The organism is Steroidobacter sp. (assembly GCF_036406195.1).
GTDB lineage: Bacteria > Pseudomonadota > Gammaproteobacteria > Steroidobacterales > Steroidobacteraceae > Steroidobacter.
Genome location: NZ_DASWVW010000050.1, coordinates 1 through 23,786 on the forward strand (window position 1 = coordinate 1; position 23,786 = coordinate 23,786).

22 protein-coding genes and 3 pseudogenes are annotated in these 23,786 nt (G+C 60.6%); 16 read left to right on the forward strand and 9 right to left on the reverse strand.

From position 1 onward, the window contains the following. The 8 genes and pseudogenes from VGE08_RS19700 to VGE08_RS19730 all read left to right on the forward strand — a co-directional run. On the forward strand, positions 1–753 hold a 753-nt coding region (locus VGE08_RS19700), incomplete at its 5' end, for an alpha/beta hydrolase (protein WP_331069627.1). A 6-nt stretch (positions 754–759) separates the two neighbouring features. Continuing rightward, positions 760–1,167: a cytochrome c family protein gene (locus VGE08_RS19705; protein WP_331069628.1), complete on the forward strand. Its 408-nt coding sequence runs from the start codon at positions 760–762 to the stop codon at positions 1,165–1,167. A 61-nt stretch (positions 1,168–1,228) separates the two neighbouring features. Next, positions 1,229–2,395, forward strand: coding sequence for a nitrilase-related carbon-nitrogen hydrolase (locus tag VGE08_RS19710; RefSeq protein ID WP_331069629.1), 1,167 nt, complete (start codon positions 1,229–1,231; stop codon positions 2,393–2,395). Between the two features lie 27 nt (positions 2,396–2,422). Continuing rightward, entirely contained in the window at positions 2,423–3,289 is an 867-nt protein-coding gene (locus VGE08_RS19715) for a DUF1838 family protein (protein WP_331069630.1), read from the forward strand. Between the two features lie 2 nt (positions 3,290–3,291). After that, complete coding sequence (locus tag VGE08_RS19720) at positions 3,292–4,749, forward strand: flavin monoamine oxidase family protein (RefSeq protein ID WP_331069631.1); 1,458 nt, start codon at positions 3,292–3,294, stop codon at positions 4,747–4,749. Between the two features lie 43 nt (positions 4,750–4,792). Then, positions 4,793–5,734 carry an alpha/beta hydrolase gene (locus VGE08_RS19725; RefSeq protein ID WP_331069632.1) on the forward strand — a complete coding sequence of 314 codons (942 nt, stop codon included), beginning with the start codon at positions 4,793–4,795 and terminating at the stop codon, positions 5,732–5,734. 320 nt (positions 5,735–6,054) lie between these two features. Then, a pseudogene (locus tag VGE08_RS26605) lies at positions 6,055–6,222 on the forward strand (alpha/beta fold hydrolase); the annotation flags it as partial. Between the two features lie 93 nt (positions 6,223–6,315). Further along, positions 6,316–7,494: an alpha/beta fold hydrolase gene (locus tag VGE08_RS19730; RefSeq protein ID WP_414717514.1), complete on the forward strand. Its 1,179-nt coding sequence runs from the start codon at positions 6,316–6,318 to the stop codon at positions 7,492–7,494. Positions 7,495–7,553: 59 nt separating this feature from the next. Here the strand turns inward: VGE08_RS19730 and prpR are convergent, their stop codons facing one another. The 3 genes from prpR to VGE08_RS19745 form a co-directional block, all read right to left on the reverse strand. Next, positions 7,554–9,512 (reverse strand): propionate catabolism operon regulatory protein PrpR, encoded by a 1,959-nt coding sequence (prpR, locus tag VGE08_RS19735; RefSeq protein ID WP_349258748.1) that lies wholly within the window; start codon positions 9,510–9,512, stop codon positions 7,554–7,556. 818 nt (positions 9,513–10,330) lie between these two features. Further along, complete coding sequence (locus VGE08_RS19740) at positions 10,331–11,425, reverse strand: Fic family protein (protein ID WP_331069634.1); 1,095 nt, start codon at positions 11,423–11,425, stop codon at positions 10,331–10,333. Then, positions 11,361–11,768 (reverse strand): hypothetical protein, encoded by a 408-nt coding sequence (locus tag VGE08_RS19745; protein WP_331069635.1) that lies wholly within the window; start codon positions 11,766–11,768, stop codon positions 11,361–11,363. Before VGE08_RS19745 ends, VGE08_RS19740 begins: the two co-directional genes overlap by 65 nt. A 225-nt stretch (positions 11,769–11,993) precedes the next feature. Between VGE08_RS19745 and VGE08_RS19750 the strand changes: the two genes are divergently transcribed. The 3 genes from VGE08_RS19750 to VGE08_RS19760 all read left to right on the forward strand — a co-directional run bounded on the left by VGE08_RS19750 (position 11,994) and on the right by VGE08_RS19760 (position 14,043). Then, a complete protein-coding gene (locus VGE08_RS19750; RefSeq protein ID WP_331069636.1) occupies positions 11,994–12,308 on the forward strand; it encodes a plasmid pRiA4b ORF-3 family protein in 315 nt (104 codons plus the stop codon). 277 nt (positions 12,309–12,585) lie between these two features. After that, the gene (locus VGE08_RS19755) at positions 12,586–13,290 is read left to right on the forward strand and encodes a type IV toxin-antitoxin system AbiEi family antitoxin domain-containing protein (RefSeq protein ID WP_331069647.1); all 705 of its coding nucleotides are present in this window, start codon (positions 12,586–12,588) and stop codon (positions 13,288–13,290) included. A gap of 72 nt (positions 13,291–13,362) precedes the next feature. Continuing rightward, positions 13,363–14,043: a nucleotidyl transferase AbiEii/AbiGii toxin family protein gene (locus VGE08_RS19760; protein ID WP_349258749.1), complete on the forward strand. Its 681-nt coding sequence runs from the start codon at positions 13,363–13,365 to the stop codon at positions 14,041–14,043. Here VGE08_RS19760 and tnpC read toward each other — a convergent pair. The 4 genes from tnpC to VGE08_RS19780 all read right to left on the reverse strand — a co-directional run bounded on the left by tnpC (position 14,040) and on the right by VGE08_RS19780 (position 16,235). Next, positions 14,040–14,615 carry an IS66 family transposase gene (gene tnpC, locus VGE08_RS19765; protein ID WP_331069638.1) on the reverse strand — a complete coding sequence of 192 codons (576 nt, stop codon included), beginning with the start codon at positions 14,613–14,615 and terminating at the stop codon, positions 14,040–14,042. The genes VGE08_RS19760 and tnpC overlap by 4 nt on opposite strands. A 25-nt stretch (positions 14,616–14,640) precedes the next feature. Next, positions 14,641–15,477, reverse strand: coding sequence for an IS66 family transposase (locus VGE08_RS19770; RefSeq protein ID WP_331069639.1), 837 nt, complete (start codon positions 15,475–15,477; stop codon positions 14,641–14,643). 93 nt (positions 15,478–15,570) lie between these two features. After that, a complete protein-coding gene (gene tnpB / locus VGE08_RS19775; RefSeq protein ID WP_331069640.1) occupies positions 15,571–15,924 on the reverse strand; it encodes an IS66 family insertion sequence element accessory protein TnpB in 354 nt (117 codons plus the stop codon). Continuing rightward, the gene (locus VGE08_RS19780; RefSeq protein ID WP_331069641.1) at positions 15,921–16,235 is read right to left on the reverse strand and encodes a hypothetical protein; all 315 of its coding nucleotides are present in this window, start codon (positions 16,233–16,235) and stop codon (positions 15,921–15,923) included. The genes tnpB and VGE08_RS19780 overlap by 4 nt, the downstream gene beginning before the upstream one ends. A gap of 674 nt (positions 16,236–16,909) precedes the next feature. On the opposite strand from VGE08_RS19780, the pseudogene VGE08_RS26615 reads away from it, so the two are divergent. Both VGE08_RS26615 and VGE08_RS19785 read left to right on the forward strand, forming a co-directional pair. Further along, positions 16,910–17,203: pseudogene (locus tag VGE08_RS26615) on the forward strand (Arm DNA-binding domain-containing protein); the annotation flags it as partial. A gap of 168 nt (positions 17,204–17,371) precedes the next feature. Continuing rightward, a complete protein-coding gene (locus VGE08_RS19785) occupies positions 17,372–18,256 on the forward strand; it encodes a tyrosine-type recombinase/integrase (protein ID WP_331069648.1) in 885 nt (294 codons plus the stop codon). A gap of 163 nt (positions 18,257–18,419) precedes the next feature. On the opposite strand, the pseudogene istB reads toward VGE08_RS19785, so the two are convergent. Together istB and VGE08_RS19795 are read right to left on the reverse strand one after the other, a co-directional pair. Next, positions 18,420–19,177: pseudogene (gene istB, locus VGE08_RS19790) on the reverse strand (IS21-like element helper ATPase IstB). Positions 19,178–19,182: 5 nt separating this feature from the next. Then, entirely contained in the window at positions 19,183–20,052 is an 870-nt protein-coding gene (locus VGE08_RS19795) for a Mu transposase domain-containing protein (RefSeq protein WP_331069643.1), read from the reverse strand. Positions 20,053–20,093: 41 nt separating this feature from the next. On the opposite strand from VGE08_RS19795, the gene VGE08_RS26415 reads away from it, so the two are divergent. From VGE08_RS26415 to VGE08_RS19805, 3 genes are all read left to right on the forward strand, one after another. After that, positions 20,094–20,345, forward strand: coding sequence for a DUF5372 family protein (locus tag VGE08_RS26415; protein ID WP_349258750.1), 252 nt, complete (start codon positions 20,094–20,096; stop codon positions 20,343–20,345). Positions 20,346–20,534: 189 nt separating this feature from the next. Then, positions 20,535–20,987: a helix-turn-helix domain-containing protein gene (locus tag VGE08_RS19800; protein ID WP_414717513.1), complete on the forward strand. Its 453-nt coding sequence runs from the start codon at positions 20,535–20,537 to the stop codon at positions 20,985–20,987. Positions 20,988–21,254: 267 nt separating this feature from the next. Continuing rightward, on the forward strand, positions 21,255–23,339 hold the full coding sequence (locus VGE08_RS19805) for a recombinase family protein (protein ID WP_331069645.1): 2,085 nt from the start codon (positions 21,255–21,257) through the stop codon (positions 23,337–23,339). The last annotated feature ends 447 nt before the right edge of the window (positions 23,340–23,786 follow it).

Sequence of the window (23,786 nt, forward strand, 5' to 3'; positions counted from 1 at the left end):
AGCTCCGGTGGCGACCTCATGGACTGGGACGGCTGGGTCAAGGTTCTGAGCAAGAGCTATCGCGTCGTGCGCTTCGATCTGCCGGCCTTCGGACTGACGGGCCCGGTGCCGAGCGGCAACTACTCGATCGATCGCTATCTCACGATGGTCGACGCGCTCATGGATCATCTGGGCATCGAGCGCTTCGCGATCGGGGGCACGTCCTACGGCGGACTCGTCGCCTTTCGCTACGCCGGCACGCGCACCGACAGAGTCTCTGCGCTGATCCTGCAGAACTCGGCGGGCATCGAATACGGCGGTCGTGGCGGAACGACGGAGCGCCCCCGCGAGGCGGCGGTGTTCAAGCCGAAGACGACAACGACCGAGGAGCTGACTTCGTTATTCAAGACGATCATCAACGATCACAGCAAGATCACGCCGGAGATGATTCAGCGCAAGGCGGACTACTGGAACATCGTCGGCCGCGATCGCGAAGCGTTTCTCGGCAGGCAGCTCTATGAGCGCGGCAATCCGGTTCGAGTGCTCGGCCGCGTTCGGGCCCCGGCGCTGGTGCTCTGGGGAGGCAGCAGCAATGCGTTGTCCGCCGAAACCGCCCAGCAATTCGCGGATGCATTGAAGAACGCAAAGAGCGTGCAGAAGATCATCTATGAAGGCGGCGGCCATCTGATGCATATCGAGCGGCCGGAGGAGACGGTCAGGGACGTCAAGGCGTTCCTCGACCGGGAGTTTCGTAATAGTGTCGAGAAAAGGTGAGCCCAAATGATGGCCCGCATAGCGATCGTGATGACTTCCATGTTGGCCCTGTCAGCGTCGGCCTTGGGTGCGGACGATGCAGCGACCAAGCGCGGACAGTTGCTGTTCATGCAGTGTCGCGCCTGCCACGACACCCAGCCGAGCTCAGTGCAGAAAGTCGGCCCGAATCTGACTGGATTTTTTGGGCGCCCCGCTGCATCTGCGCCCGGCTACAAGGCTTACTCCGCAGCGCTGAAGAAGAGCGGTGTCGTCTGGAACGACGAGAACCTGGACAAATGGCTGCAGCGTCCCTCGGGCATGGTCCCGGGCACGACGATGGTGTTCGCCGGCGTCCAGGCCCCGGCGGACCGCGCCGCAATTATCGCCTATCTGAAGTCCGCAACCGCAGCCGCTGCGGCACAGGCGCAGCAGTAAGGCGAGTTGCCGCGACCCGGAAAGTCCAGGTGAACGCTGATTCGGCTAGGAGTACATGAACATGAACCAACATGACAGCGGCGGCCCACGCTCCCCCGCGCGGCGAAATTTGCTGCGTGCGGGAGCGACGGGTGCGGTCACCCTGGCTGCCAGCGGTGCGCTATCGCGGCCAGCGCACTCGGCGGCGCAGGCTGGCGATGCGAACGTCAGCGTGGCCATCGACGGCAAGTACGAAACCGTTCCTCTGCGCGCCGATGTGCTGCGGGTGACCGCCGTACAGTCGATCATGCGGGCGATTCGGGACACGAAGAACCCGAAACGCGAGATGCAGGCCAACCTGCAGCACATGATCGACTTGATCGACGCCGCGAACGGCTTTCCTGGTCGGCAGCATCTGGTCTGCTTCAACGAGCAACCGCTGTCGGGATGGAACACGTGGACGCGCGAGGAATCGCTGCGCATCTCAATCGAGGTTCCGGGGCCTGAAACGGAAGCGCTCGGCGCGAAGGCGAAGCAGTACGGCTGCTACATCACGTTCGGCGCGTACGTGAGGGATCGCGACTGGCCCGGCCACTTGCTGTTGAACGGGATTCTGATCGGACCGGACGGCAAGGTCGTCGCGAACCACTGGAAGACGAACAACATGCGCGGCTTCCGGCCGGACTGGGATATCTTCACCACGTCCATCTACGACGTGCTCGACCGCTATCGCGAAATGTACGGCGAGGATGAGGTGCTGTCGATCGCGCGCACCGACATCGGCAACATTTCGTGCTCCGTGACGCCAGGGCAGCCGGACATCGTCCGCGCGATGGCGATGAAAGGGCTCGAGCTGCGTTTGAGCTCGTCCTCCGGCGGCTACAACGTCGAAGAAGCGCAGCTGATGTCGGCGCACAACCGGCTCTGGACGGTTGTCTGCAACCAGTCCGTCTCGCCTGAGACGCTGGGCTTTCCGGAGTTCTCCGGCGCCGGCGACACGGCCATCTTCGGTCCCAATGGCAAGGCTGCAGCGCGTGCGCGCTCCGTGCACGAGGAGTTCGTGACGACGGCTATTCCGATCGCGGAGTTCCGTCGGACGCGGAGCATACCGCCAGGCGTTCCGATGGAAATGCTGCTGCCCGTGTACACGAAATATGCGCCGCGGCACGGCGCGAACATGCATTCGAGCTACATCCCTGCGGATTCCGCCGATGCTTCGCGCTATTACGCGAGCCGCAAGAACTGGTAGCACGAGATCGATTCAGGAGATGCTTGCATGATCAAGAGACGTACTGTTCTTGGATTGATGGGTGCTGCGGCGGGCATGGCGACGATCGGCCAGACCGCGAGCGCGGCGCGCGCTGCGCGCGGATCGCGATCGCTCGATCTCGAGGACAAGCGGCAACTCGCGCTGGCTTTTCGCAGGCTGGCCTATTCCCTCGACAATTCGGTCACGTTCTGGTGGATGCGAGGCACGCGGTACGGCGTCGTGGACTCGGTCGCCACGCCCTTTTGGGATATGTACGTGGGTGCGTGGTTCACAACGCGCGACCTGAGCGAGGATTCGTACGAGGTCACCATGGCCAGTGCGAACTTCTACACGCCAGTGAACTCGGGGGAGCTGCTCACGTCGTTCCGTAACCCGTATACGGAGGAAGTCGTGCCCGTCACGTACATCGAGCCGAAGCCATGGCGCACGGTGTTCAGTCCCGAGGGCGGCTCCGCGTTCGGCGGCGGTGAATCTTCGGGTATGAAGACGACCCGCAGCGATGCGCCTGGGCCGGGCTGGATCGAGGGCGAGGACGTCGTCATCCGCGGCGACATGGTGATGAATTCAGTGCCAGTGGATCCGGCTTCGGGCTTGAAGCCGTTCCACGTCAACGATTGGTCGACCTACGTCGGCAAACTCGCGGACGTTGCGAATCCAAAAGTGAAGAGCGCACCGGCCGTGCAGTACTTCACCGACATCTTGTCGTGGCCGAAATGGCTGCGGATGGGCGACTTGCCCGGCAGCTTCGTCTCGCGCTGTTACGGTCGGAAGGTGTTCGCCTACGAACAGATGCCGGCCACGTGGCGGCGACTGTTCGAACAGGCGATGCCTGAAAAGGCGAAAAATGCTGCAGACCTGGTAAAGGGGAACTGACGATGTCGCAACTGACGCGACGAACATTCATGAGCGGCGCAGCTGCCGCTGCGGTGGGGGCGGCGACGATGCGTGCGCAGCCGGCGAAAGCGGCGCGGACGAATGCGCCGGCGCGTGACGCACGTGCGGACGTGATCGTGATCGGCGCCGGACTTTCCGGGCTCTGGAGTGCCGTTCTGCTGGAGGAGGCGGGCCTCGATGTGCAGGTGATCGAGGCGCGCGACCGAGTGGGAGGCCGCGTCTTCACTCGCTTCGATCTGCCCGGCCATCCGGAAGTGGGCGGTTCCGTTTTCGGATCCGGCTACGGACGCGTCCTGGACGCTGCGAGGCGCATGGGACTGCCGCTCACGGAGGTCTCGCGGCGGGGAGCGGCTTACGCCAAGACGCAGCTCGTGATGAACGGCCAGATCGTCCCGGAAGAAGAGTGGCCGACCTCACGGTACAACCGGTTGCCGAAGGAGGCGCGCAGCCTCATGCCGTGGCAACTGCCTCGCTTCGCTATGGCTGGCCGCAATCCTCTCAAGACGCCGGAAGACTGGCACTCGCCGGCGGTTCATCCCTTCGACGTCTCGGTGCACGCCTATCTGTCGGAGCGCGGCGTGGCGGATGACGTGATCCGTCTCGCTTACTCTGAGAATCCGTACTTCGGGACGTCAGCGCACGATGTCTCCGTGCTCATGTACGGCTTCAACGACGTCTGGGGCCTCAGGCAGGTGAGCATCGGAACAGAGATGTACGCCGTTGCTGGCGGAAACTACCAACTCCCGAAAGCGATGGCGGCGAAGTTGCAGCGGCCCGTCGATCTGAACCGCGAGATCGTGGCGATCTCCACCGACTCGGACGGTGCGACGGTGCAATGCGTCGACGGCAGCCGTTATCAAGGTCGGCGTGTGATCTGTTCGCTACCGTACTCGGTGGTGCGCAATGTGCGATTCGATCCAGTGCTGAGCGGCCGGCACGCTGCAGCGGTCGCGACGGTGCCGTACATGATCAACACGATGATCTTCCTGCGGCCTCTTCGGCCGTTCTGGGAGCAGGACGGCCTCAGCCCGGCGATGTGGACGGACAGCTTCATCGGCACGGTCTCGGCGACCGTCGGCGACAAAGGCGAGGTCACCTGCATCGTCGTGAACCCGCGCGGCCGCAAGGCTGCCTTCCTCGATCGCCTGCCGCGCGAGGAAGCCATTCGGCGGGTGATCGCCGAGATCGAATCGATTCGGCCCGCGGCCCGCGGCGCGCTCGAGTGCGTCGGCTATCACTCCTGGGATCTGGATCCGTACTCCCGCGGCGATTGGGCGGTGTACGCGCCCGGGCAGATCACGCAGTTCGGTCCCGCGATGGCGAGCGTGCATGGCCGCGTGCATTTCTGCGGCGAACACACGGCGGTCGCCAACCGCGGCATGGAAGCGGCGCTCGAATCTGCTGAGCGTGCGGCGATAGAGGTGGTGAGCTCGCTTTGATTCCGCGCGAGCGGAAGATCGGCGGTGCTTCTGGGAGAAGTCGATGAACGATCGTCGGAGCTTCATAAAGCTTGGTTGCGCGACGTCCGCGCTCGCAGCGACTGGATGGTCCGGGCAGGTTTCGGCGAAGAGCCGGGAGCGGTGCGCACCCGACTTCGACGGCATCATGGGTCGGGGTTACGCACGCGGTCCGTACGGCCTCGTGCATTTCCACGACTCGGTGGGGCTGGTGAAGTCGCCGCGCAACCCGCGGCCGCTCGTGCTGCTGCACCAGTCGCCCGCGTCGGCGCGACAGTTCGAAGCGGCGTTCAAACCGCTCGTGAATCGAGGCGTCCGGTTCGTCGCCATCGATACGCCGGGCTTCGGGTTCTCGGATCCGCCGCCAGCGATCCCTCGCGTGGAGGACTGGGCGAGGTCGGTCGTGAGCGTGCTCGATCATCTCGGTATCGAGCAGGCGGACATTCTCGGGCACCATACCGGCGGGCTGATTGCGACCGAGGTGGCGCTGAACGCACCATCTCGCGTGCGGCGACTGATACTGAACGGTCCCTTTCCGATTACGGAAGAAGAGCGCCAGAAGTACATCGAGAGCGGCGCGCGCAGCCACGAGCGCGGCAGACCCAAGCTCGATGGGAGCCATCTCGCGACCAGTTTCGAGGCCCGCAAGCGGATGTACGGGCCAGATCCGGATCCGGCGGTCATCACGCGGATCGTCGTCGAAAAGTACCAGGGACGTGGCCCCTACTGGTGGGGACACCACGTCGCGTATCGCTACGATCACGCTGCGACGCTCAAGCGTCTGAAGCACCGCACCCTGATACTCACGAACACTGGAGACGACATCTACGAACACGCGAAGCGCGCAAAGGAGATGCGGCCCGACTTCGAGTACGTGGAGCTGATCGGCGGCACGCATGACATCGTCGATCAGCAGCCTGAGGAATGGAGCGAGGCAGTCGCCGCGTTCATCACGCGGCCGGACTGATCGACTGCTGAGGAATGTGGCCGCTCAGGTTGTGCATTGTGAGTGAAGTCGGCCCGCCCCATCTTCGATAGGCGGCCGACGTGCCTTTCACGACTGTCCACAACGCTGCCGGGCGACACATGCCACACATATATATGTGTGGCACCTGAAGGAGAGTGCTGGCGTCAGCCGCCCTCAGCTCTACGGACCTGCTCATGAGAATCAGTCGACACTTCATCCAGATTGGCGGTCGCCGGGTGCATTACCGGAAGGCCGGAACCGGCCCTGCGCTGCTGATGGTTCACCAGAGCCCGCGCAGCTCCGCCGAATACGCTCCGCTCATGCAGAGGTGGGCGCGTCATTTCACCTGCATTGCTCCAGACACACCCGGATACGGTCAGTCCGATCCTCTGCCCGGCGAGCCCGATATCCGCGCGTTCGCGCAGGCACTGCTGGAGTTTCTCGACGCCATCGGACTGAAGAAAACTGCTGCCTATGGCTTTCACACGGGGGGCATGGTTCTGGTCAACGCAATGAGGCGAGATCCGCATCGCTTCACGACCCTCGCCATCGGCGGCTATGCCGTGTGGACGCGCGAAGAAATGGCGATGTTCGATCAATTCTATTTGCCGCCTTTCCGACCAAGCCCTTATGGCGAGCATCTGACCTGGCTCTGGAATCGATGCCTCGAGCAGACCTGGTTCTTCCCCTGGTTCGACGTGCGCGACTGCAATCGCCTCAGTGTGGCGCACGACGATCCTCTGAGGATCGATGGAATGGTCAGGGACATACTCGAGAGCGGCGACGCCTATCGAACGGCTTACGGCGCTGCGTTACGCTCGAGCAGCGACATCCCCGGCCCTGACGCCATAACCCCGCCCGTGCTGATTGCGGCCTACAACGGTGATCCGTTGCAGGCGCATATCGAGCGGCTCGGCGCGATGCCGCCGAACTGGAAAGCTCAGCCAGTCGCGACGCCCAGTGATCTCGAAGCAGTGTGTCTCGCACATCTGTTGCAGACGCCCACGCCGCCCTGTCCGCCGCTCGCCGAAAGCAACGACGGTGGCTTCGTGCGCGTGACCCAGGCGGATTTCGACGGGCTGATTCACTGGCGTGGCGCACCCGATGCGACGACGGTGCTGCTGCATGGTCCGGGCAGATCGGTGGAACTGCTTGAGCTGGGCGACGCGCTTGCCATAGATCTACCAGGACACGGTCTGTCCGATGATTGGCCAGCGGATTGCGCACCGGATCTCTCAACCTGGGGCACGATTGTGGCCGCAGCGATCACCGCGATCGGTGTTCGCGGAACTCCGCTCATCGTCGGCGAGGGATGGTCCGCGTTACTCGCCGCACAGGAGGCGATTGAGCTTGGCGCTCGGGGCTGGGGCGCAATCTGTGCGCACATCCCGCTGCCGCAGCACTCGCCGCGTTGGCAAGCGGCGATTCCCGACCCGTCGCCCGACCGCTTCGGCCAGTACCTGGCGGCCACCTGGAGCGCCGTGCGTGCAGCTCATTTCTTCTGGCCATGGTTCGAAGCGAAGGCAGCAAACGCCATTCCGTTTTCAACTGCGTCGATCGCGCCCGAACAGCTTGCACGTGAGCATCTCAGCATGATCCGCGCCCGTGCAGGCCGGAATCTTCTGCGCGCGCTCATCGCCGTGGATCGCCACGCCCTGGTCATGGCCGCACCGACGAACGTGATCTGGGAGATGGCGGAATGGGCCCGGAAGCGGCATGACCTCTGGACGCCCGGAGGAGGGAGTCAGGGAGCAACCTGATGTTCTGCCTCAGGCAACTCCATAGTGGTCCGCCCTGGTTTGCCTCTCAAATCGCTGCGCTATGCACCGCTTGCCTCGGGGTAGGCGCTCTGCAAATCGCGCAGTTTGCGCCACAAAGTCGTTCGGCTTACTCCAAGAATGTCGGCGGCCAGCTGCTTGTTGCCGCGTGCGCGCTCCAGCGCGTTCAGAACAGTCGCTGTGTCCAGCTTGGGCGCGTTGGCCAGCAACGCGAACGCGGCGGTCGGCTCGGACTGCTGCCCGACGCCTTGCAATTCTGGCGCTTCGAGCAGGAAGCCCTCATAGTCGATCTCGGCCCCGGGCTCAAAAGACGCCAGATAGGCCGCCAAGCGTTCCATGATGTTCTCCAGCTCGCGGACGTTGCCCGGCCAGTCGTACTTCAGCAGTACTGGCAGCATTGGGTCGAGCACTTGGTTCACTGGCAGCGAACATCCTTGACGGCGCAGGCTCTGCTGCAGGAGGTGCAGAGCCAGCGGACCGATGTCTTCTGGCCGTTCTTGCAGAGCGGGGAGCGACAGCCGCAGGATATTCAGCCGATAGAAGAGATCGGCGCGGAATTTCCCTTCGCGGATCCTTTCGATCAGCTGGCAATGTGTCGCAGCGATCACGCGCACGTCCACTGGAATGGGTTGGAGGCCGCCGAGGCGCACGACCTCGCGTTCCTGAAGGACGCGTAGGAGGCGGGTCTGCAGAGGAGTCGGCATATCGCCGATTTCATCGAGAAACAGAGTGCCTGTATGCGCTGATTCGAACAGGCCGGGCTTGCCGCCCTTGCGCGCGCCGGTGAAGGTGCCGTCTTCGTAGCCGAACAACTCGCTCTCGAGCAGGGATTCGGGAAAGGCCGCGCAGTTCAAGGCGACGAACGGTCCGTTGCTACGGCTGCTCGCGTTGTGAATCGCCTGCGCGAACAGTTCCTTACCCGTTCCACTCGCCCCCGTGATCAGCACGGTAGATTGCGACTTGGCACAGCGCTCCGCCACAGCCCGCGCCTGCTTCAGGGCCGGGCTGATGCCGACGATCTGTTGGAAGTGGTAGCGTGCCTGCAGGCCCTTGGACTTGCGACGCGAGCGTACCGTGACGTCGGCGCGCTGTATGGCCTGCGCGTCGTACAACACGAGGATCGCGCCTGTAATGACGTTCAACTCGCGGATCGCACTCTTCGTCATCACGTAGGACTTGCCTTCGTACTGAACGACTGAGTCGACCTCGGTTTCGCCGTCCATGAGGACGTTCTCGAGAGATAAGCCCGGGTCGACCTCACACAAGTCGCGGCCGAGCAGGCTGCCGGCTTGGGTGCCGAGCAGACGCTCCATGAGTGGATTGATCGCCGTGATGCGATGGTGAGAGTCGACGGTCAGCACCGCCTCATGAAGGCAGCGCACGATGGTGTTGAGGTTCTCATAGCGCGCCGCCTCCAGCACAGCGAGCTCGGCCAGCTGCAGCGCCTCCTCGAAAGCTTGTCGAACCGAGTCTTCACTGTAGACCAGAATGCCTGAGATGCCGCACGCATTCGCCAGTTCTACGACCCGGCTGGATCCGACCACGACTTTCAGTCCCTGATCATGCAGCGCCTGGAAGCAGGCACGGCCGTCCTCGATCGATTCGTAGGTTCGCTGCGTCACACGCACCTGGAGCAGATCCTTGATCGCCTCGAGCTCCCGGATCTTCTCTCGATAGATCACCACGCCGATGTGGTCGGATACGGCGCGCGCCTTGGTCAGGGCCTCCAGCAGGTCGTAGCCCGTGATCTTGATTGACACGACCGGAAACGATAGCGCTGAGCGCAGCAGCGCCGCATTTCTTCCGGCTGTGACGATTACGTCGTATTGACGGCGTCGCTTGATTTCGCGCCCAAGATCCAGCGCGTCGTGATATGCGACCTCCATGACCGAGATGTCGGCGCGCTGCTCGAATTCAGGGATCACGTGGTGCACGAGGGCGCTGAGCCCATGGTAACTGAGGACGCAGATCTTGGGCTTTCGCAGAGAGGTCGCTGGCACGAATGGGGCTCCGGGCTGTTCAGGCGCACGACGTTGCAGGACGCTGTGCGAGTTGTTGCAGGCCAGGTGGCTGCAACGTTTCGAGTGTTTCACCGACGTCGCGTCGGGTCAACACCGCTGGCCTCCGAGATTGAGCAATGTCAATCGCCCGTCGCAAAAGGGCTTGCCGTTGTCGCAGCAACTGTCAGGCAGGTTGCACAGGCATCGAGATCTTGGTAGGCCGCGCGACGCTTCGCCTGAGGGCTCGTCTCAGCTGCATGGTGAATGCGTCAACGGGGTCGGATTGCGCGAACTTTCCCCAGACGAGTTGGGCAATTCCCCGTGGTCTCTTGTCGACTGCTACGACCACAGTTGGTTGCCTTGCGAAGCACTCATGCCGCACGCCCAACTTCGATCAGGCGTTCTACGAAAGCGATCGCCACACCAGCCGTGAAAGTGCCGCACGGCCACGCCTCAGCAGCAACGGATCGGCGCGGTAGCCTACGGGCTACAATTACCCGTAGCCCTTCCGATTCTGTAGCCCAAGGGATACTAACTGGGGATACAAACTGGTTTGCGCGGACGTTGAAAGAGATCCTGATCTCTTCCGAGCCGTTTCATGTTGCGATTTCTGAGGACGGCACGGTGTCTTATCGGGGAAGTGAGCTGCCGGTGGACGCCTCTTTCCAAAGTATGTTGGCAAGAGCAAGTCGCGCGTGAGCAAGTCCGGATGGCTGATCAGTGCATCACAGGCAGCGTCACCACTGCCTGCACGCGATAGTCGGATTTCTTGTTGGGCCCGGATCCTTTATTCAGCAGAATCGCCCGCCGCGCTCGAATCATCGAAGGTCAGTTTTCCCTCCGAAGGCTGGAGCATGGCGTTTGAAGTGCGAAGCATTTCGAAGCAGCAGCTCTTTGCTGCTTGTGTCCAACCAGCGGCTGAATCGCGCTGCCCGCTCGAGCATGCGGCCCAGGGGCGTCGGATGTCCTCCAGTCATCGCGGAGAGGTAATCGTCGCGGAAGGCCGTCGGAATGATGATGCGCGTCAGCCCAGCGCTGGTGAGATAGTGATTCATGGCCACTCTCGCGGTACGTCCATTGCCGTCATTGAATGGGTGAACCTCTGCAACTACAAACATGGCGATCGCCGCGCGATTGGCCGGCGTAGCCCCGCTCATGATGATCTCGAAACCCTTCATAAGCGTTCCGATAACCATGTCGGGGCTCACGAAGACCGTGTTTCCCGCGCGGTTCGCTTGGGTCTTGAACTCGCCCGGACGCTTGTCCGTCCGGGACTCGATTACCAGGCGGTTCCATTCCTGGAGCTGCCCGACAAATTGTTCAGCGCTTTCAGGAAGTCTCGGGTCATGTTTGGAGGCCAGGATGGCCTGGTAGGTCCCCAGGATGTCGTGTGAGTCATCCTCTCGATATTCGAGCGGCCGGCCGTTCACGACGATGTCGTGGGCTTCCTCGATCTCGAACTCCGTTCCTTCAATGTAGTTCGAGAAGTACGTTTCGACGAATGCCTGCAGATATCGATCTTCGTTGGGGTCGACGCCGGGAACGATGAGTGGGTTCTGTTGAAGCTCCGAGGCGAGTTGCTCGAACAGCTCCAATCGATCATCGTCGTACGGACGCCTTGCGGCTCGAGCTATGGCGATTGGTGCGTGCAGCTTGGTCTTGCGCGTACCCAGCAGGGCGCCAATCGTTGCGTCGAGCTGCTTGAACTCCTCGGTTAGCTCGAGCGGCTCAGCGATCGCTCTCGCCTGGTCTCGAATATGATTGACGGCGCCGGTGACGTCTCGTGCAATGAATCGGTCGAGCCACTGTTCGACTCCTTTTGGTCCCCAAGTTCGCTTCTCTGCGGGATCACCTCGACTCGGGACCAGGTTCTCGAGCAACGCCCGGGCCTGGCTTGAAACGTGCGTTTCCATGAAAGGTGGGAATGCGGATGTCGGAGTCCAGCGGGCCTTTTCCTTCGGCGATGCGCAGCTTTACGCCGGGGAGCTGGATGTCACGCCGGTACGAGCCCGTCAGGTAATAGTTTCCGCCCGCCGTTGGCTTCGCTTCGAGCGCGGACCGATGAGAGATGATGCTGTCGGTGGTCAGGATCGCGCAGAGTTCGTACAGGTGCCGACGCACGATCGTCTCCATCGGCTGCACCAGGTCGGTGGTGTAGATTCCCTTGTAGATGCGTCGCAACTCGCCTTGCTCGGCCCTGCGCTGCACGCGTCGAGCCTCGGCTCGATCGTCTCCGGGGGCTACCACCAACGGCATTGTCGCGATTCTCCAGGTAAGGGAGCTGGTTGACCTACCTTATGTCGCAAGTTTAGTCATAATATTGAATGTTTGTCGCTATTTTATACTTAAAATCGCCGTATGGCTGAGGTGCCAATCCCAGCATGGTCCCACGGTCGCTGATTTATGCGTAGTTTGGCGGGTAAATCGCAATCTTCAGCGTATCGGTAGGCTGGACCTGAATCTAGCTCTATATAAGAGCGAATGCCTTCACAATCAAAAGCGACTCTCGTCGCCTTGCGAGTGGAACTCCTGGACATCGAGCCGCTGATCTGGCGGCGCATCGTCGTTTCCAATCAGGGGACGTTCGCCGCGCTTCACAACTATTTGCAATGGGTGATGGGGTGGCAGGACTCGCATGCTCACGAGTTTCGGGCCGGGGATCAATGCATCGCGCCTGACTGGTGGATTCAGGAGGTCGGCATGGACAGCGACGTGACGAGCTACAAGGACGAGCGCCGTACTTCCATCTCGGCAGTGGTCCGCGAAGGGCTTTCTGTGTCCGATTCCATCGGATGAGCCCGTAGAGCAATCATTCCGCGGCGGAAGGCCGGCCTTCACATACATAAGTCGTGGGGTCGATCAAAACTCGAAACAGTCAATAGGTTAGTAGCTCGCTGCGGCTGCGGCGTATATCCGAGACGATGTCCCTAGAATGGATTCTTCGAAGTTGTTGTCGCCATGCCACAACTATGATGATTTTTCAATGCGCCCTGGCATTGTCTAGGCATGATTGGCTCGGTATAGTTGGCTTATGCCGTCAACTAGAGCGAATTTTTCATTCAAAACCGCCTTGGTGGCATTGCCCCGCGGCGAACCGCTCGGCGTCGATCAGTTGGCGAAGCACGGCGTCACTGCATACCGCGCTTCGGCTCTGGCGCGCAGTGGCTGGCTCGTGCATCTTGCCCGCGGCGTCTACATGCTTCCCGGAGATACGTTGACGCGAGATGGATGTCTGGCCTTTCTGAGTGGACGCATATCAGGCTTTCATGTCGGCTCAAAAACCGCGCTCGATTGGCGAGGCGTGCGTCACAACGTTAGCTTCCGGGAGGTGCTCAGTCTGTGGGGAGATGATCGCATCGCACTGCCTTCCTGGTTCACGGAACGATTTCAGAGTCGATATCAAGTCACCCAATTGTTCGATGCGAACTTGAAGCAAAGCTTCGGGCTCCAGCCGTTGCCGAACGGTAGGCCGGAGGTGCTCGTGTCAGTACCAGAGCGCGCGATGCTCGAGTTGTTCAGCGACGTTGGCAAGAACCAGTCGCTCGAGGAGGCCCGGCAACTCGTTGAAGGATTGCGCTCTCTGCGCACCAATGTGCTCGAACAGTTGATGGCTCACGTGACTCGCATCAAGGTGATACGCCTCGCTGAATCCCTGTCTAAAGAATTCGATCTGCCGTGGGCTGCCATTGCAAAGCGCCATAGTCAGCGATTAGGTGGCGGTAAGCGCTGGGTCGGCGTCTCGAAATCTGGGGAACGCCTCGATCTGCGACGTTCATGAACGACAACTACATCAATACCGTCCGGCTTCTGCTCGATCGCGCCAGCAGTGTTTCAGTCGCCTCGCTTCGCGATGAAAGGCGGTACGGCGCTGAACCTCTTCGTTCAGGACCTTCCGCGGTTGTCCGTTGACATCGACGTTGTCTTCACTGACTACACGCTCGGCCGCGAAGAAGCCTTGCGAGCGATCGGCGAAGACCTTCTTGCCTCGAAGTCGCTCATCAGCAAGATGGGTTATCGCGCCTCGCTGCCGACGAGCAAGTCAGGAGACGACGTCAAGCTCCTGGTAGAGGCGCCGGATGCACGCGTGAAAGTCGACGTGAACTTCGTTTTCCGAGGCACTGTGCTGCCGACCGTCCGTGCCAGGCTCTGTGATCGGGCACAGGATGTATTCACCACCGACATTGAAGTGCCGATGCTCGAGACGGCCGAGCTCTACGGAAGCAAACTGGTCGCGGCAATGGATCGTCAGCATCCGCGGGACATGTTCGACGTTATGAGAATGCGCGAACAGCACGAGTTGGGTGGGGCAATCATTGATTGCTTCGTTGCATACCTCGCTGGTCACAATCGTCCGGTGCATGAAATCCTTTTTCCACGAACGCTGCCGCTGGAGTGTAAGCGGGAGATCTTCAGAGATCTTCCCCGTTATTGCGGCGAGAGATCGAATGTGCTGAAGGGCAGCAAGGCCTCGAAGTCCTCAACCGTCTTCGCGTGTGGCAGCCGTTCGAACAGCCAGCAGAGATACGCTTAGGGCTCCAATCCATTCGCCCTGGCGGTCTCGACCAAGCTAAAGAACGCCGCACTGGCCTTAGCACCTTTGACGGTGTCAGCGAACAGCCAGGCGCGCCTGCCCCGAGCGAAGGGCCGAATCGCGTTCTCCGCAAGATTGGTATCAATGGCGAGGCGACCATCCTCGATATAGCGAATCAATTTGGTCCATTGCTTGTTGAGATGCGCGAGCGCCTCACCGAGCTTGCCCGAACTCAAGGTCTGCGTTTGCAGCGACTGTGCGAATGTATGTAACGAATCGAGCAGCGGTACTGCCCGGGTTTGTCTCACCTGACGCCGCTCGTCGTCTGAAAGGTGCTTGATCTCACGCTCAATTGCATACAGTGCATCAATGCGCCGGACGATCTCATGCGCAGCGGTGTTGTTCTTTTGCTCCGATTTTGGCAGCGCCTGCACGGCTTCAAAGAAGCGGCGCCTCGCATGAGCAAAACAGCCGACGTGCGTCAGTTGCAGCGACGCCGCCACGGCATCGTACGCCGCGTAGCCATCGCTTTGGACATAGCCGCAGGCGCCCTCCAGCAACCTTGCCGCCACTTGCCCGCTTCGACTCGGGTCATGGTCAAACAGAACATCGTTGTCCGGGCGGACCGGCGACTCTGACCCACATCCACTGTTGTGTGCTATCGGTGCCGGACTTCAACACCTGCACCGGCGTCTCATCGATGCGAATGTAACCGTAGGCTCGCATCCGCTCATCCATCAGGTTCAGCAGCGGCACCACCGGCACGTGCGCATTGATCGTCACGGCCGCCTGCGTGCCGCGAGGCATGGCTATCTCATGGCGAGCCAGCACCGTTTGCAGTCGATAGAAGGGCAACCCATCGACGAACTTCGAGGTGATCAGATGGGCCAGAAATCGGGACGACACGTTGCTTCGAGGCAGAATCTGCGCCGGCACGGGCGCGACCTTCACGCCGACGTGACAGTGGGCGCACGCATACTTCGGTCGCACGTGTCGGATGACTTGGATCTTCGCCGGGATGATGTCCAGCTGCTCGGAGGTCTCCGCGCCGATCTCGTGGAGTGCCGAACCACAGCCGCAGATGCGCTCGATTGCGGGCAGTTCATGACGCACCTCGATGCGTGGCAGATGGGCGGGCAACGCTTTACGGCCAGAGGACTTTGCGGGGGCTTTATCCTCACGCAGCGGCGTGGCGATCAGCGGCGCGTCGATCTCGGCGGCTTCCAGAATCTCCATCGCCGCCTCGGCTTCGTTGAACAACCCGCGCTGACCGGGCGCCTCGCCGAGCTTCTCACGGCTCGCACCGTACTTCTCGACACGCATCAGGCGCAGCACTTCTTCCAACAGTCGGATGCGTCGATCACGCTCGGATAGCAACGCCTGGAGCTGCGCAATCTGCGCTTGTGCGTCGGTGACTGAGGAGGGCTCCAGCATGCGTTGAAGTATCGCATGCCGGAACGTTCAAAGAAACAAACGTGAAGGGAGAATCAAACAGAAAGCAAACAATCGCCAGCGTTCGCTCAGCCATTATCCCACGCGGCGAATCTCGAGCTCACGATGCCCCTGACTGAAGACATCGAACCCGTCCAACAACGCGTTCAACGTACGTCCGTTCATCGTCACTGTCTCGCCAGGCGCCGAACGCGGCCAGATGAACTGCTGTTGCTCCAAGCGCTTGCTCCACAGGCATAGCCCATTGCGCTCCCAGTACAAGATCCGCACGCGATCGCGTCGACGTGTCGTAAAGACATACAACGCGGGCTCGAACACGTTGCGGCCCAGGCTTTGCTCGACCAGCAGCGCCAGACTCGCCGCCTGCTTACGACCATCAACCGGCGCCACGCACAGATACACGGCGACCTCCGCGCCCGGGCGCATCATGGCTGCCGCTCGATGGCCGAGATCAGTTGCAGCAGCGGTTCCATATGCCGCATCTCGATCTCGGCACGGCGGCCGTTGCCCAGCTGCAATCGAAGGATATACAGCGCCATCGGTGCCTCAGTCACGGCCACGCGGGCAAACTGCAGGGGAACCGCTTCAAGATGAGGCGTGCCAAGCTTCGCCTGCCGTGGCGGCCGCGTTGGCTGCCAGCGGCCCTCTTGGATCAAGACACCGCGCCAGTGATACAGCGCCCACAGCGCCAGCCCATGTTTTTTCGCGTAGGCCGCCAACGATCCCCCGCCGCCTTCCATCGATGCAGATGTTCTAGCCACTCGTGCGCGCGCTGGGCGCGTGCTTCTTGCTTCGACATGTCGCTCTCCGTCGGTTGAAAAAACGACATACCCCAGCAGATCTCGGCTCAGATGGGCAGGCTGCGGAAGATCGAGCGCTTACGAAACACGAGCAAGCAGCTCAACCCGCGCAAAGCCGCTTATGCCTGACCGGCAGCGTTAGCTATCCTTCGATGGCTATAGTCGCCTGCGGGAGAGAATGTTGGCTTCGTAAGCGGCGACAATGTCGTGATGGCGTGCAACACCGGGGAATCCGGTATTGTCATGGGCGCGTTATGTGATGTCTTCCGCAGACTTGTGATGCCGATTCCTGCCACGCTTGAATGCAAAAGGGTCACTTGGAGTGGCGGTCATGACACTAATCGCGTGCACGGAATGCAGAAAAGAAATATCTGACAAGGCAACGACATGCCCGAATTATCTTCTGCCACTTCCAGGGCCAACTGAGGAAGTGCCACAAAGACTATAAAAATAGGTATTTCGCGACTTTTATAGTTCACGGAGGTGCTCGCTTTCTCAGGCAGAGACGAGCAAAATTTCACCCTGTAGTGGCACCCCAGAGCGACGTTGAGAAACCGCGATTTTGGGGCTGGCACCCACGAATTTGGAGTGACACCCCAGGAGCGAGGTGGCTTATGAACAAGCTCACAGACGTAGGGATACGGACCGTACTGGCGAAACCGCGGACTGGCCGCGTCGAGTTACCTGATGGCGCAGTGCCCGGACTTACGCTGCGAATTGGAAAAACACGGGGCGCGACATGGTCGTTGATGATCCGCGTATTCGGCGAGGGTGGCATCACCGATCGAGGACATGGGCTGATGGGCCCGAAGAGACGTCTAACGCTCGGCTCATACCCGCAGGTCTCTTTGCATGCTGCGCGAGCAAAGGCCAACGCATACATCGATCAGGCGAGGCGCGGTGAGAGTCCAGTTGAAGCGCTTGAGCGGGTAGCGACTGGGCGCCTCACTGTCGAAGGGCTGGCTGAGAAATTTCTCACGGACTATGTCCACTTAAAGCAGCTGCGTGCCGGGGCCAGATATGAGATGGCCATTCGAACTCACATCGTTGGAGGCGTAGGTCGGGTGGTGGCCGACATGCTCACTCGCGACCAGGTGCGCAGCCTCATGAAAGAGGTCATGGTTCAGGCGCCTTCAATTCATGAAGGAAAGATGCGCCGTCGCGGCGGCATCGAAGCTGCGAGGAGCGTAGTTGCCGTTCTTCGTAAGATGATTAACTGGGGCATTCGTGAGCGGCTGCTGAAGCGCGCGGACAATCCAGTCTCTGGCATGGAGGACAACCTGCCGAAGAAGAGGAAGAAGGAGCGTGTGCTGTCTTTGGAGGAGGCGCAGGTCGTTTGGTATGCTGCTGGAACGCTGGGCTATCCGTTCGGTCCGCTCTATCGCCTGATACTGCTAACTGGTTGCCGGCCCGGCGAGTGGGCGCGTTGTCGCCAGTCCTATATCGACCTCAGGCAGTCGCTGCTGGTCATCCCAGCGCAGGCATACAAAAGCGATCACGTGCATGTGGTGCCGCTCGTGCCGGTCGCGGTCCAAATACTCGAACACACGTTGGCGAACTACGCTGGACAACAGGGTGACTACGTCTTCAGCGGCACCGACGGCCTTTCGCCAGCGTCGGGTTGGCCGAAGGCCCAGAGCCGAATGATCCGCGCGATGACAGCCGTGAGCGGCGAGCGGGATGTGGTGCCGTGGACGCCGCACGATCTGCGACGAACAGTCGCGACTCGGATTGCGGAGCAGTTGGGCGTCGGCGGCGAGCAACTGATCAAGCGAGTGCTAGGCCATGCCGATGGCAGTGTGACTGCGATCTACAATCGATATGGCTATGTGAAGGAGATGCGCGAGGTTCTCGAGCGCTGGACGGAGGAGCTCACTGGCGGTAATTTGAATGCCGCAAGCGTATGGCACGAATCGGAGATGGTGCCGTACCTAATTGCTGAGCCCACGGAAGAGGCTTAATTGCGGACCGCAGGCGTTCTAGGTTCCTAGAGTGCGACGCTGATGTGAGTCCAGCTGACGCTGGTAGCGCGCTGAATGCGCGATTTCCCAGTTGAGGACCGCCCGATTTCCCGAGTTGGGGACCACCGGTTGAGGTCACTGGCGGAGCAGAAGTGGGCGATTCTTACGCGCCGTGTTTCTTGCTGGCAAGTTTCCGGGCCTTGACGCCGCGGTAGCTCTCGCCGGTGATGTCGATCATGAGCGCGGCGTGCTCGAGGCGGTCGCGGATCGCATCGCTGATGACGGGATCTGCAATGACCTCCGCCCAATGCGCGAGGGCAGCTGAGTGGTGAACATCGTCGACTTGCCAAGCGATCGTTCTTCGAGGATTTCGCACAGGTCCTGCGCTTCGGTGGAAGACAGCTTGCGCATGCCGAAGTCATCGAAGATGAGCAAGTCTGGGCGCGCGAGTTTATCGCGATAGCGAAGATACGTCCCGCTGGACCGGGCGAGCGCGAGATTCTCCAGCCACGTCGTGACGGTCATGTACAGCACCGACTTGCCGCACGCACAGGCATGCAGTCCCGCAGCCTGCGCGATGAAGGTCTTGCCCACGCCGGTCTGGCCGATGAGCAGGACGGGGCGGCCTTCACTCAACCACTGCAGGCTGTAGAGCTCCTTGATCTGCGCCTTGCTGATCGAGCGGCTGGCAGTGAAGTCGATGTCCTCGAAGGCCGGCCGCAAGGTGAACTTGGCGGCTTTGATGCGATAGCCGGTCTTGCGCTCTTGTCGATAGTCGGCTTCGGCTTGCAGCAACGTGTCGAGGAACTCTGTGTAGCTGATCTGATCGCGTGTTGCTGAAGCAATGATGTCGTCGAAGGCGCCGAACATGCCGAGCAGCTTCATCTCGGCCATGAGGTTCTTGGCGATAGCAGTACTCATACGATCTATTTCTCCTGGATTGAGTCGGACGGGACAGCAGCGAAGATGTCGAGGGGCCGATCGGCACCGACGGCATATCGCAGCATAGGGTTGCCGGGGCGGCGCACGATCTCGCGAGACTCGCCCGGTGCGGCGGTTGTTTGCTTTCTGGCCTGCGCAAGCAGCGCCTGGAAGTAAGGCACGCGGAACTTGTCGTAGCGGCGCATGGTAGTGATCGCGGCGGCAATGCGCTCGCTTGCCAGTTCGTGTCCGGCGGTGTTGATTTCCTTCATGCAGCTGCGGACGAAGCCCTGCGCGCGGCGCAGGTTGCCGAAGACATCATCATTGAACAGCTCGACGAACAGCCGATGTAGCTCGGGATGGATAAAGCGTGACTGAGACAACAGACGCTGCGGCGTGGCTTCGTAGTACGCCTGGGATGCTGGCGGGAAGTGCGCATCGATCTTGATGCGCCGGCCATCTCGGTGACGACAGCGTGGATGGATTGCCAGGCGTTCGAGGTTCAGGAAGATCTCGACGTGGTTCTCGGTGAGCTTGATGCGCAGCTTCTTGTGACGATGGATATGCGGGGCGCTGTACAGAACGGCTTCCACCAGCACGTAGCAATCAGGATGCAGCGTTGCAGTCAGCCATTCGCCGGTGTCCACGTCGTGGGCAGGCAGCGCCTTGAGTGCGGCCCGTTCCAGTGCCTCGAAGCGCTCGCGACGCGAGACGCCGAAGCGACTGTGCCGCCGCGCATTGATGCGCTCGACGCAGTCACTGAGTGCCTGGTTGATCTGATGCAACGATGTGAAGCGCGTGCGCCGATGACGGAAGCGCACATAGCGCATTAGGATCTTGACCAGTCCTTCGACGATCGCTTTATCACAAGTCACGAACTACAACTTGTTCTAACAACGAAGCGGCGAAGTTTGAGATCACCCATCCGTTTCATCCAAAGCGTGGCACCGTTTTGACACTGCGAACACGGCGCCAGAACTGGGGTGAGGATCGGGCTCTCTACTTTGACGACAACGGCTGTCTTCGCTCAATGCTGACCTCGTGGACGAGCATTGGAGAGCTCGATGCATTCACGCAGGCGTCAGCGGGGCGTTCGTGGTTCCGCCCGGATGATCTGCAGAGATTGGATGCGTTAGTGGCTGAGTTGCTCAAGCGGAGGCAACCATGAACGTGTCACTTAAATTATGCCGCTCATGTAAGATAATAAACGCCGCTGTGCATTGTGGTCTCCGTAGACAGTTGGCACTAGGCCGGCGTTCGGTTGGGGCTATCTTCGACAGATTGCGATATTTACCTATTATCGCGGGCCATACAGCGGCATATATTAACTTACACATCGACAACCGCCGGAACCACCTTGCGTTCACGCAACCGCAAAGCCGACCGACTCAAGCAAACTGGCGGCTTGAACCGCCACCCCGAACGCGTTCGAGCTCCGTGGTTCCAAGGCGATGGCTTCTTCGATCCGCGCGATCTCGTGCAGGTCAAGTACGAGATGCTCCGCCAGGTGCGCATCGAGGGGCTCGAGAAGACCGAGGCGGCCGCCCTGTTTGGTGTATCGCGTCCGACGCTCTACCAAGCAGAAGCAGACTTCGCACGGGAAGGCTTGAACGGTTTGATACCCAAACCGCGAGGTCCCAAGGGCGCACACAAGCTCACCGCCGACGTTATGCGCTTCATCGAGCGCAAGCTTGCCGGCGAGGATCCACCCGCCGCCCGCGCACTGGCGCAACAGATCAAGGCCGAGCTTGGCCTGGTCATCCACCCCCGCAGTATCGAACGCGCTCTGGCGCGCAAAAAAAAACGATAGTTCCAGCCAGCCCACTTCCAGCCGATGCAATCTCGATCTACGAGACCCTGCGCGCCAGTGTCCTGCAAGGATCAGCACGAGCGGACGGTCTGGGCGCCGTGATCTATCACGGCATGATCGAAGGATTGGCCATCCTAATGGCTCCTGCAGTTCCCCGCGTTACCTGTCAATCACGGCCAGCAACACCTGTCGACGCCGCGCCAGACGATCACATGTTTCTACATGTGATGGCGAACATGATTCTGCAAACTCAATCGGAGGTGAAGCATGTTTATTGACACACATCAGAAGGTCAGCGCCGAGCATCTGCGCCGTGACGCCTTCCTGTACGTCAGGCAATCGACGCTGCGCCAGGTATTTGAGAACACCGAGAGTAAACAGCGTCAGTATGCATTGCGTGATCGCGCCGTGGCGCTCGGTTGGCCGATCGAGCGGATCCACACGATTGACACTGACCTCGGTTTGTCGGGCGCGCAGGCCGAGCATCGCGATGGTTTTCAGCACCTAGTCAGCGAGGTGGCACTGGGGCACGCCGGGATCATCTTGGGATTGGAGGTGTCGCGTTTGGCACGTAACAATGCGGACTGGCACCGCTTGCTCGAACTCGCCGCCCTCACATGCACGCTGATCCTTGACGAGGATGGCGTCTATGATCCGGCGAACTTCAACGACCGATTGTTGCTCGGTCTCAAAGGAACGATGAGCGAGGCGGAGTTACATGTTCTCAAAGCTCGACTTCTCGGCGGCCAGCGTAACAAGGCACGGCGCGGCGAGCTCGAGATGGGGCTGCCGATTGGCCTTGCGTATGATGCCGCGGGCACCGTGGTGCTCGATCCGGACCAACAGATCCAACAAGCGGTGCGTTTGCTCTTCGATACGTTTCGGCAGATCGGCTCCGCGACTGCTGTCGTACGTCGCTTCCGTCAGGAGGGTGTTCGATTTCCCAGGCGCATTCGGCGTGGGATTGGCAAGGGCGATGTAATTTGGGGGGCGATCGAACATTGCCGCGTGATTCAGATCTTGCATAACCCGCGCTACGCGGGCGCTTATGTGTACGGGCGCACGCGCGGCGTGCGTAAGGCCGATCTGAAGTCGACGAGCCAGATCAAGGTTGCACGTGAGAACTGGCAAGTTCTCATTCGCGATGCCCATCCCGGTTACATCTCATGGGACGAGTACGAGCGTAACGAACAAACACTGAAGCAAAACATCGCCGGATGGAGTCCCACCGGCCGCGGGCGTATGCCGCGCGAAGGCTCGGCCCTACTTCAAGGCAGAGTCATCTGTGGTCGTTGTGGCGCGCGCATGCGTGTACGCTACCAGAAGATAAAAACCACCACCGCTCCGTACTACGTTTGCAGCGAGGAGGTCGTGCGCCGTGCCGGGAAAACGTGCCAGTCGATTCGCGGCCGCGACATCGATGCGGCTATCAGCTCGCTGCTGCTCGATACGGTGGCGCCCGCGGCACTCAAGGTTGCGCTCGCCGTGAGCGATGAGATTGCCGGCCGCATCGAGCAGGCGGAGCAACTGCGCAGCTCGCAACTTGAACGTGCGCGTTATGAGGCAGAACTAGCGCGACGGCGCTATTTGAAGGTTGACCCCGATAATCGTTTGGTTGCGGATTCTTTGGAGGCTGATTGGAACGCGAAGCTTCGAAGTCTCGATAAACTTCAGCAGCAACATGAGCAGCAGCGCAAAGCCGATCAAGAGTTGCTCAGCAAAGATGCACGCGCCCGCATTCTCGCGCTCTCCAAGAACTTTCCTCGCGTCTGGAACGATCCGCGCACGGCCCCGCTCGAGCGAAAGCGCATGATCGCGCTGCTCATCGAAGACGTAACTTTGCTCAACGCCGAACGCATCGCTATTCACGTTCGTTTTCGCGGTGGAAAGCTCGACTCGCTATCCATACCGCGACCTGTTCCGATGGCGCTTGTCCGCAAGACAAAGCCGGAGGTCGTTGCCGCACTCGAGCGACTTCTGGAAACTCATACTGATGGACAAGCCGCCGACGCGCTCAATGCCATGGGACACAGAAATTGGAAGGGCGAGCCGTTCACCTCAAAACGGGTCATCACGGTTCGATATGCTTACAAAATAAAGGGACGCCGCGAGCGATTACTGGATAGAGGCTATCTTCCCGCCGAAGAACTCGCTCAAAAATTCGGCGTCAGCCTGACGACCATTTGCCAATGGGGTCGAATGGGCCTACTCCAGCGAGAACGCTACGACAGTAATGTGCGGTGCCTATACAAGCCCGTGGGCACCATGCGCATCGAGAAGGGCCGGGGCGGCCGTCGAGCAAAACAGCCCAAAGTAATCAACGCGAGATCGTCCAAACAAGGTGCAGTATGAAGCGTAAGCCTTATCGCGCGGATGATCGGGACGCGCGGGCACCACGGCGGTGGAGAAGTCCCGCGCGAGTTGCGCATAGCCGGGGTTCAGATCCGGGTCGTACAGGTGACATTTGAGCACGCCCTGCTTCAGACAGTCCGGCACGGTCACATGCGGTAATCAAAAGGACCCAGTAATGCGAAGGAAGTGCGGGTTACTGGCGGAAATATAGGCACAACGTCGACAGTCGCTTGGCATTATTCGGTGCGATCCTTGGGTTGACCTGTCCTGACCCGGGAGACGCACATGTCCAATCCGAAATCATCCAATAGTCTGTGGCTCACTCGATTAGCTGATCATCTGGAGAATGAAAGATACAGCCGCTGCGTTGCGCAGAATTACTCAGCTGCGGTGAGGCGTTTCCTCGCCCACCTCGAGAGGAGACGGCTGGTTGTTGAGAGCGTGCAG

Excerpts from the sequence above, each read along its gene's own strand:
- VGE08_RS19760 (WP_349258749.1), top strand. The coding sequence starts at position 13,363 with ATGAAAGGCGGTACGGCGCTGAACCTCTTCGTTCAGGACCTTCCGCGG.
- VGE08_RS19720 (WP_331069631.1), top strand. The coding sequence starts at position 3,292 with ATGTCGCAACTGACGCGACGAACATTCATGAGCGGCGCAGCTGCCGCT.
- VGE08_RS19750 (WP_331069636.1), top strand. The coding sequence starts at position 11,994 with ATGCCTTCACAATCAAAAGCGACTCTCGTCGCCTTGCGAGTGGAACTC.
- VGE08_RS19785 (WP_331069648.1), top strand. The coding sequence starts at position 17,372 with ATGCTCACTCGCGACCAGGTGCGCAGCCTCATGAAAGAGGTCATGGTT.
- tnpB (WP_331069640.1), bottom strand. The coding sequence starts at position 15,924 with ATGATGCGCCCGGGCGCGGAGGTCGCCGTGTATCTGTGCGTGGCGCCG.
- VGE08_RS19715 (WP_331069630.1), top strand. The coding sequence starts at position 2,423 with ATGATCAAGAGACGTACTGTTCTTGGATTGATGGGTGCTGCGGCGGGC.
- VGE08_RS19740 (WP_331069634.1), bottom strand. The coding sequence starts at position 11,425 with ATGGAAACGCACGTTTCAAGCCAGGCCCGGGCGTTGCTCGAGAACCTG.
- VGE08_RS19705 (WP_331069628.1), top strand. The coding sequence starts at position 760 with ATGATGGCCCGCATAGCGATCGTGATGACTTCCATGTTGGCCCTGTCA.
- VGE08_RS19730 (WP_414717514.1), top strand. The coding sequence starts at position 6,316 with ATGGCGATGTTCGATCAATTCTATTTGCCGCCTTTCCGACCAAGCCCT.
- VGE08_RS19725 (WP_331069632.1), top strand. The coding sequence starts at position 4,793 with ATGAACGATCGTCGGAGCTTCATAAAGCTTGGTTGCGCGACGTCCGCG.
- VGE08_RS19805 (WP_331069645.1), top strand. The coding sequence starts at position 21,255 with ATGTTTATTGACACACATCAGAAGGTCAGCGCCGAGCATCTGCGCCGT.
- VGE08_RS19710 (WP_331069629.1), top strand. The coding sequence starts at position 1,229 with ATGAACCAACATGACAGCGGCGGCCCACGCTCCCCCGCGCGGCGAAAT.
- VGE08_RS19780 (WP_331069641.1), bottom strand. The coding sequence starts at position 16,235 with ATGGAAGGCGGCGGGGGATCGTTGGCGGCCTACGCGAAAAAACATGGG.
- VGE08_RS19745 (WP_331069635.1), bottom strand. The coding sequence starts at position 11,768 with ATGCCGTTGGTGGTAGCCCCCGGAGACGATCGAGCCGAGGCTCGACGC.
- VGE08_RS19770 (WP_331069639.1), bottom strand. The coding sequence starts at position 15,477 with ATGCTGGAGCCCTCCTCAGTCACCGACGCACAAGCGCAGATTGCGCAG.